This window comes from Microcystis sp. T1-4 (assembly GCF_000297435.1).
Classification (GTDB): Bacteria; Cyanobacteriota; Cyanobacteriia; order Cyanobacteriales; family Microcystaceae; genus Microcystis.
Genome location: NZ_CAIP01000087.1, coordinates 1 through 9,114 on the forward strand (window position 1 = coordinate 1; position 9,114 = coordinate 9,114).

Annotated in this window: 6 protein-coding genes; 1 reads left to right on the forward strand and 5 read right to left on the reverse strand. The window is 43.2% G+C overall.

What is annotated here, in order from left to right:
* Window positions 1-184 precede the first annotated feature (184 nt).
* Window positions 185-724 carry a zinc ribbon domain-containing protein gene (locus tag MICAI_RS04650; RefSeq protein ID WP_008198493.1) on the reverse strand — a complete coding sequence of 180 codons (540 nt, stop codon included), beginning with the start codon at window positions 722-724 and terminating at the stop codon, window positions 185-187.
* Window positions 725-881: 157 nt separating this feature from the next.
* Window positions 882-1,958: a magnesium-protoporphyrin IX monomethyl ester (oxidative) cyclase gene (acsF, locus tag MICAI_RS04655; protein WP_002752007.1), complete on the reverse strand. Its 1,077-nt coding sequence runs from the start codon at window positions 1,956-1,958 to the stop codon at window positions 882-884.
* Window positions 1,959-2,556: 598 nt separating this feature from the next.
* Between acsF and MICAI_RS04660 the strand changes: the two genes are divergently transcribed.
* Complete coding sequence (locus MICAI_RS04660) at window positions 2,557-4,122, forward strand: ApeA N-terminal domain 1-containing protein (RefSeq protein ID WP_008198501.1); 1,566 nt, start codon at window positions 2,557-2,559, stop codon at window positions 4,120-4,122.
* Between the two features lie 376 nt (window positions 4,123-4,498).
* Here MICAI_RS04660 and lpxC read toward each other — a convergent pair whose 3' ends face one another.
* The 3 genes from lpxC to MICAI_RS04675 form a co-directional block, all read right to left on the reverse strand.
* On the reverse strand, window positions 4,499-5,311 hold the full coding sequence (gene lpxC, locus MICAI_RS04665) for a UDP-3-O-acyl-N-acetylglucosamine deacetylase (RefSeq protein ID WP_008198503.1): 813 nt from the start codon (window positions 5,309-5,311) through the stop codon (window positions 4,499-4,501).
* A 92-nt stretch (window positions 5,312-5,403) separates the two neighbouring features.
* Window positions 5,404-7,389 (reverse strand): BamA/TamA family outer membrane protein, encoded by a 1,986-nt coding sequence (locus tag MICAI_RS04670; RefSeq protein WP_232306125.1) that lies wholly within the window; start codon window positions 7,387-7,389, stop codon window positions 5,404-5,406.
* 431 nt (window positions 7,390-7,820) lie between these two features.
* Window positions 7,821-8,699 carry an Hpt domain-containing protein gene (locus tag MICAI_RS04675; protein WP_008198508.1) on the reverse strand — a complete coding sequence of 293 codons (879 nt, stop codon included), beginning with the start codon at window positions 8,697-8,699 and terminating at the stop codon, window positions 7,821-7,823.
* Window positions 8,700-9,114 lie beyond the last annotated feature (415 nt).

The following is a 9,114-nucleotide window of genomic DNA, read 5'->3' on the forward strand; positions in this document are numbered from 1 at the left end:
TAATATAAACAAAATTTGGGAGCATCTCACCTTTGTAACCTTTAAATCAGGTTTTTATGTCAAGCTATTTTGAAAGCCTTGCTAGAAAACAGTTTTAGTGACAAGTATAATTACTCACCTGGATAAATGAGATGCTCCCCAAAATTTTGCCCGAAAAGGAGTTATGGATTTAGCTAAACAGGTTTTATTGCTGTAACTGATGACCACAGCTACTACAAAAGCGATCGGTTGCCGCTACTTTTGCCCCGCATTGACTACAAAATCGCGTTTTACTGACGGTTTTTGCGTCTCCCATACTCATTTTCATATCTCCCATCTCCATTTCCATAGGGGCAAAATTCATCGACATATTACCCATTTTCATCGGTTGCATCGGTTGCATCGGTTGCATCGGTTGCATCGGTTGCATCGGTGAGGAGGAGAAACTGGTAGCGGTTGTCGATTGAGAGGACTGAGAAACTCCAGAGGTATGAGGGGAGGAAAAACCGATACTGCTCCCTTGAATTTGGATTCTGTGGGGTCCGGTTTCAGTGATAATTTCAATAATTGCCCCTTGGGGAATTATCTCTATTTGGGGTTCTTGTGTCCAAACTCCCGTAGCAAAACTACTGCTAGACTGCTGTTGTTGTCCCACTGCACCACTAGCGAGGGTTACAATCGTCTGCAGCCCCTGATTATCGAGATAGAGACGTTGTCCTGTGGGTAATTCACTATAAATAGCCATATTTTTGACAGTGAAAAGTAAAAAGTAAAAACCTAGTTAACACCCCTAGGATCCAGTCTAGCGAGGATAAAAATGTTAGAGGATTTTCTTAAGAATTTTATCGACAAAAAAAGGGTGGTTTTACCCACCCTCACCATGTCTCAAGAAAACAAACTTTTTAACGGACGCTACCAGCTAATTTATCGACCCGAATCGGTTTCATCAGGTACAATTTGAGGAATTGCCAAGCGTTAGAGGCGAAGATAGGCAATTTCTTCAGGAATTTAACTGGTGCGGCACTGTTTTCGCTATCGATCGCCCGTAATCCCTCGTTATTGCGAACACAAATCTCTAGGCGATCATAAAATTCAGGACTATCCACATCAAGAACAATCGGGAAGACGCGGCCTGCGGTTTCATTGGTCTTCTCGATTACATACTTATCGTACTCGCGAGCGTCCAAACCGAGAATGGCGTAGAAACCGGAACGCTGAGTATCATTGAGATACATCGTAGCGAAGACCGAAAGCAGGAAGAAACGACACCAGAGACGAGCGCGCCAATCATTAAGAATATCAGGCTGCGCGCGCATGATCGCATCGAAGAAGTCCCCGTGACGGTTTTCGTCTTGACACCAATTCTCGAAGAAGTTAAAAATCGGATAAACCCGATCTTCGGGATGTTGTTCGAGATGACGATAAATGGTGATATAACGCCAATAACCGATTTTTTCGGAAAGATAGGTGGCGTAGAAGATAAATTTCGGTTTAAAGAAGGTGTAGTTACGGCTTTTGGTTAAAAATCCCAAGTCAAGGGAGAGGTTAAAATCCGATAAAGCCTTATTAAGGAATCCAGCGTGACGCGCTTCGTCCCGGGACATGAGGTTAAAGCATTCCGCGAGGACGGGATTTCTGTTTTTTAAACGTCTGCCGAGTTCTTTGTAGAGAAGAAAGCCGGAAAATTCGGCCGTGCAGGATCTTTCCAGAAATTCCACGAATAAGCGGCGAGTTTCGCCATCAATATGCTCCCAAGAGCGATCGAATTCTTGATTGCGAACGAAGTGATGCCGGTTATAATCGGTACGGAATTCCTCTAAAATCGCTTTCAGTTCTTCCTCGTTAGCGGCGATCGACATTTCCGCCATCGCTTCAAAATCAGTGGTATAGAAGCGGGGAGTGAGGATCGTTTCTTTAGCGGGAACTTTTATACCCGGACGGATTTCCTCGAATTCTGGTTTTTGGATCGTGCTGACCATAGGGATTATTGATTTTACTCTGGGATGATGATTGAGACGAGTAAAGGCTCTGACTTGATAATGACGAGCCGTGAAAAAACGGCTAGGATTTACTATAGCAAGCTCTCAGCCCTAGACTCCCTTCCTGTTCATTAAAAGTTACAACTCTTAATTAAGCTGTGTAAACAAACGCGGCTTTTTCCCCAGGAGTCTTGACAAATGTTCGGGGGTGTGGGGTGATATGGGGAAAACTTCTGGCGATTGCGCCTAAATGGAGTATTATGCAGAAAGTTTTCGTATATTTTTACTCTGGAGAGTGTTATGCAGAAAGTTGACCTATAATATAGCGTTTTTCAGTCTGATGAGGTACAAAAGTTATGGGTTTTAGGCAAAAGGGAAGAAAAATAAGCGTACCTCACTAGCTTAGGAAACGCTATATGTAGTTATGCCGCTTAGTCCTTGGTAGGGGCGTAACCGGAGGCGAAGCTGTTGGGATGTAGGGTTAGACTGGCGGAAAGTTTTTAGTAAAGTGTAATTTAAGGTTACTTGTGAGCAAACATTGCTCTGGAGAAAATTTCATAGTATAATCAGCGCCGAGCCAAATACATACTGAACGCAGATGCTTGAAGAATTTGTGAGCTTAGGGAAGTGGTGGCTTCCTAACAAACCAGAAGTAGTAGTTCCAGGAAAACTAAGCTTTTCGCCTGAGAGTGGCGCAACATTAGAATTAATTGGTTCGTTTTATAGTTCACACCTTAAAGAGATAGGTCAGGTAAAGATTTCTTCCATTGAAGGGGAATCAAATCTAACATCAGGTGTACGACTTGACTTTATAAAGCCTGAGGAAATCATTATTCTCGGTTTGCTTGATAACAATGAAAAAATTACCTTATACAGGTGTTCTGGACAAGTTAAAAGCTTTGAATTTACAAAACTCACAGCGAGTCTTTCATTCAATGTCAGGTATGTTTTTAGAAAAATTCACTTTGAATATGAACAGGACATAAAATTTAAATCTATTTCTGTTCAATATTCTCATCTAGAGAAATGGGTTGGCAAATCTGGAATGCAGTTTTCTGTAGAAGAGAACGAAATATGGATGAGTTATCAGCCGCCATCGAGTATTCATTTGGCGAAACTTGGCAGTCTGGATTTATATATTACCTTTTCTCCAGTATGTGTTTATCCATTTTACCCTGACGCGTACAATGCAAGTATTGAGCAAAAAACTTATCTGACCATACAAAATCCCTGCAATAAACCAATAGATGATTGTGTCAATTTATTGATAAAATTTAGTGATTTGTTAAGCTTTGCAATGACAAAAGCAACTTCAGTAATTAAGGTTACTGGGAAAGCAGATGTCATTCATGAAAAGCCTGTACAGCAAGCAAATGGAGATTTCACACTGGAAAAAGAGGCGCGGGAAACTCAAGTCATCATAATATTTGGTTTATGGAATCCTACGAAGAGTTCTGAGATAAACTTGTCCCCCGATAAAATGCTATTTCTATTTAGTGATGTAGTTAGTGATGTAGAAAACAATTTGGGATCATTCTTTGAAGCATGGATTAATAAAAGGGAGGAATATGAACCTGTTTTTGACTTGTTAATGGCAACAATGTATAGCTCTAGCCTTTACTTGGGTTATAAATTTCTAAATATAATCCAAGCTTTGGAGGCTTATCATACAAGCAAGTATGAAGGTTCATATCAAGATAAAAAGATTTACAAAAAAGGACTTTACAAGAAATTTATAGAGGTATTGAACGATTTTCCAAGTGAAAGTGATAATCAAGAAAATGGAATTAGTGATGAGTTTAGAAATGCTTTAAAGGGAAAACTAAAAAATCAAACAAGCTTTACTTTAGAGACAAGACTCAAAGAAATTCTTAATAAAGTGTCCTCCTTGCTGCCAAATGAGCCAGATTTTATAGGAAACGAAAAAGATAGGGAATTATTTTCTAGGAGAGCTTCTGAAACTCGGAATGCATTGACGCATCATAATAAAGAAAAACGACAACAGGCGGCAAGGGGTGGGGAGTTATTTCAACTTTTTCATACGTTGACTGTGATTCTACAAATTTGCTTATTAAGAGAGCTAAACCTTCCCGATGAGTCTATTAAAATTCTTGTGGAGCGAAATAGAGCATATCAGAAAGAATGGCGACCATCTTCAAACTGATTAACCACTCACGATTATATTGCTTGTTAAGTGCGATCGCCGATCTTGTAGGGTGCGTTCCCTAATGCAAGTCCTACTGCTCCACCGATCGATTTTGGGGAACGCACCATGCACATTTATTGAAACTGTGGGTTAAAGTGCGATGCTGCTCTGGTGGGTTGAGTTCTGGATTGGCAACCTGTCACCGAGCAAACCCGACGGTGTTGGAATGATTCTGATAGCTGACGGCTGATAGACAAGGGTTATCAATGCTAGGATAAAGGCTTGAGTAGAGAACGAGCGAGCCAAAGCCATCTCATCGACAGAAGTAAAAACCCCGCCTCTAGACAGCCCCACTTCCCACTCCCCTATACCTTTTAAACATAATTTAGTATAATTAACCCTGAATTGTTTTGGCTAATTGAACGTGGAGTTTATGACTGGCTTTAAAAGCCATGTAATGAGCAGTGGGAATGGTTCCCAGTAAACTCAAATCACCAATTAAGTCCAATAATTTATGTCTTACTGGCTCATTATCAAAGCGTAAAGGAGGATTTAACCATTGATTTTGATCGCAGATTAAAGCATTTTCTAAACTGCCTCCTTTAATTAAACCAGCCTTTTGCAGATACTCAATTTGATCGGCAAAACCGAAAGTCCGAGCATCTGCGATCGCATTTTGAAAACTTTCTTGATTAGGACTCCAACTATACCATTGATTACCGATCGGTTTATAAGTAAAATCGATGCCGTAGGTAAAACGTAATTCAGGGGAAGGAATCGCCGCCACAAAAGCATCCCCTTCGTACAACCAAATCGGTTGAGAAATGGTTAAATCTGATGGAGAAAAAGAGTTATTTAAACCAGCATTTTTGATCGCTTCCACCCAGATTTTGGCCGAACCATCAAGGAGGGGAATTTCCGCACCATCCACCTCAATGCGAGCATCCTCTACCCCCAAAGCGGTTAAGGCCGCTAATAAATGCTCAACAGTTCTAACCTTTGCTTCTCCTCGTCCCAATTCTGTTGATAAAGTCGTTTGGTAAACCGAAGAAACTAGAGCGGGAATAATCGGTTGATTGGCTAAATCTCTACGGACAAAATAACGTCCTTCTCCTGGATTTGCCCCACAGACGCGCACCCGGGTTATCTCCCCCGAATGTAGGCCAATTCCCGATAATTCAAATTGTTTAGCGATAGTAGAAACCATAATTATCAAGTAATAAAGCTTTTATCAGTGAACAGCAAAAATAACTAAATTCATCGATAACTGGTAACTGGTAACTGATAACTGATAACTGATTAGAATCGTTCCCCGATACCGAAATGAATACGAGAACTACCATCGACATTAAAACCGTAGTCAACCCGAATTTGGCCGACGGGAGATTGTACCCGAACACCTAAACCGTAACCGAGACCAGTACCGGGTAAATCCCGGACAATACCGGGTTGACCGGGGACATCACCTTGGGAACCAATAGTAGTGCCGAAATCGACAAATAATGCCCCTCCGATAATTGCCACAATGGGAAAACGATATTCGGCCGTCGCTTGGAAATAACTGCGACCGCTACCCACTTCTCCCTCAGCGTAACCCCGTACAGAGTTACTACCCCCAACAATAAAAGCATCGTAGGGGGGTAAATCGCCTAATACTGTCCCTGCTTGCACATTAAAAGCTAGGGATTGCTGACCTTTAAAAATATCGGTTTCAAAGAGATTAAAGGAATTAATAAACCGAACGGGGATAAAGTAACTGTAACTACCCCGAACACGAGTGCCGAAAATACTGCCAGAACCGACGGGGATAGTTTGTTCCAAACCTAGACGCAGGAAAGAACCACTGGTGGGTTGCAGGGGATTGTCGCGAAAATCTTGAATAGCGCCAATATTGAGGGAAAGTAGATCATCAGTCCCAGAGGAACTAAAAGACAGTTGTTGACTGCCAAAACCGTTGAGGGGTGCAGACAAGGGGGAGATGTCACCATTGGCATTCTGCACCTGTACCTGTTGATAGTTAAAACCTAGGGAAACCACCCATTTTGGTTTTGTAAAAACATCAGGGGCCAAAGGACGGACAAAAGTAATACCGCCACCCGTGCGGACGATACGGGGACTATCATTATCGTTAAGGGTCCGAATTGAGGAATCTTCCCCATCATAAACTAGAGAAATCGACTGTCGCCGGAAAACGTTGACCGTGTAGGAAGTGCGGAAATTATCCGTGGCAATCCAAGGATCGGAAAAACTCAGATCGAATAAAAATTCCCGTTCCCCTAACTGAACTTCTGCCCCCAAAGTTTGGTTATTACCGCCAAAATTGCGCTGTTGATAGCTGACAGTGCCGAATAGGCCCGCATTCGAGCTAATACCACCCCCAGCGGCCACGGAACCGGTATTACCTTCCACCACATCGACGTTAACAATCACCTCCCTTGGGTCGCTGCCGGGGGAAAAAGACAGACGCACATCCTCGAATAAACCGAGACCGAAAACACGCTGTAAATCCTGTTGGGCCGTATTGCGGTTAAAAATATCCCCCGCTTTTAGGCGCATTTCCCTAGTAATGATAAATTCTCTGGTTTTACCGTTGACTGGTTCCTGTTCAACGTTAAAGTAGCGTACTTGAATTTTTTCGATTAAACCTTCGGAAATGACCAGAATCACCCGACCATCGGGAGTTACTTGCGGCGCACCGATTACCTGGGCTAGATCATAGCCGTTTTTGCTGTACCAGTCATTGATTTTTTTCACCCCCGCCTGTAATTCCCTCAAATTCAGGGTTTTGCCGTATTGACCGGCGAAAATTTCCTCGACCACCCCAGCAGGTAAAATCGATTTGTCCACGGTTTCCGGGGCGATTTGAATCTGTACGCCCTGAAAAACGGGGTTAGGCTGCACCTCAAAGGTGACTCGCACCCCTAGGGGCGTATCTTGGGGAACTGCCCGCACATCGGCAAAAAAACCCGTGGCAAAAACGGCGTTAATGTCTTCTTGCAGTTGCGATCGAGTCGCACCTCGTCCTGGTCGGGTGCGAATGGTATTATAAACTAGATTTTCTAATTCCCGATCGCCCCCCTGTACTACCACTTCAGCCACCAAAACTCGCGACTCCTCGGCCTGCGCTGGTGGCGCTGTTGGGGGAGTTTCTACAGGGCTTGGTGTTTCCGTCGGGGTTTCCGGTGCTGGTGCCACGGGTGGAGTAGTTTCTGCCGTCGCCGGGGGAGACTGTACTATCTCCTCGACAGGTGAAAAAACCGTTGGTTGCGGTTTTTCTTCGGCCATGACCGTCCCGTGAAATAATCCGAAAATAGCCAGCAGCAGGGCCAGCGAGGAATATCGCCCCGAAAAATTGAGATTTTTAAGCACTTCCACACACCCACTAACACCATTATGGTTTTGTTTGTTTTCTCTGCCCGAGAAATTTAACGAACGTTAAAACTCTAGCAGATCGCTTACTCTCAGTAAATCCCAGCTTGACCGGTGACTCAAGAGATACTGCATCGGGTCTGATATTGGTCAGCCGTCAGCATTAAGTTTTTATCTTGCCATATCTTAGCTTTTTCTGGTTTGGCTCTATCCCAATTCCCCCTCTGGGATTATTGCCACCTCGGTTGGCCCACAATCAATTACATATCTTCCTAACTCACCAAAATTAAAAACAATTATGTTTATTCTCCTGGGAATCCCCCACCTTATTTACGCCTGGGCAGATGTCAACGTCTCGTTTGTAATAACTGTACCAGTTGCGAGACCTGTTGCCGATTGAACATTTGCAGCAGGGTACTAGCTACCAATTCCGGTTCTAGGGTAATCAGGATTTGTGGTAATTTGGCGGTGGCTAATAATTGCAATTCTTGACTGACGGTGATTTCTTCCCCGCGACCCCATTCTAATAAATCACTGGCTTGTTTTAATTCTTTAATAATAACCGGGGCGAGAGTGCGGTAGGAATGTTTGGGGTTAGCCAGGGCAGATTGGGCATTTTTAACTAAATATTGCCAGTTTTGCTGTTCCGAAGCCAATTGAGATAGAGATAAAGTTAATTTTTGTAATTGCTGACGGGAAGCACTGGTTTCTTCCTGTTTGAACAGTTGTAACATCTGTTTGAGGATAGCTCTGATGCTCATGGAGATAGAAGACGCTGCCGCAATAGCTGGAGTAGATTTTTTTTGGTCGAGAAGATAGTTAAGATGGGCCTGCAATTCGGCAAAAGTCGGTTCACCTTTTTTAACCATAGCGTTAGCTTCTTCGGCTTGCAACCCTAATGGACCGGGCAGCTTATCGATCAATGTCTGCAGCAGATCATAACCCTTGAGGAACAAAGATTCTAATTTTTGATCCACTTGCAGGGGATTTTCTTTCAGTATTTTGAAAGCATCCTCAAGACGGTGAGCAGTTTTTTGGATACTGCCATAACCTAACATGGCCGCCCCCCCCTTGATCGAATGGGCGGCACGAAACATCTCGTTCATCTGTTCAGTATTGTTGACCAGATTGCCTAGGTCTAAAATCCCCTGTTCCAAAGTTTCTAGGTGTTCTTTTGCTTCTTCGATGAAATAGCCGAGAATTTTCTGAGCGTTAGCGGAGTCCAAGGTCTTATCCCCCTTATCACGATGCTGTCTAGTCCTAGATTGCCCAGTTTTTCAGGAAATATATCAGTTATCAGGCAATGGCTAGGAAAACTGGCCCAGACGGACACAAGCTTGGTTCAAAAGCCTGGCCCCAAAGGTTCTCAGCTTCTCTTGCTCAAAATAGATCTAGCAATGGCAGGCAAAAAGCTAAAGCAAGAATCGGGAACAGGAGCAAGCTGACTAGAAATTGTTATTGATAAGTGGTGGCTGAGTTGTTGACTATAGGCAACAGACAACGCCAGAACATTAGGTCGTCCTCCAGAGATGATGCCAAATCCCCTCATACTCCAGCTTGCTCTTGCTCAAAAACCTCGTCACCTCCATCAAGGGCTAAATTAGAACAAATTTACTAAACAAAAATACCCGACCAGAAAAA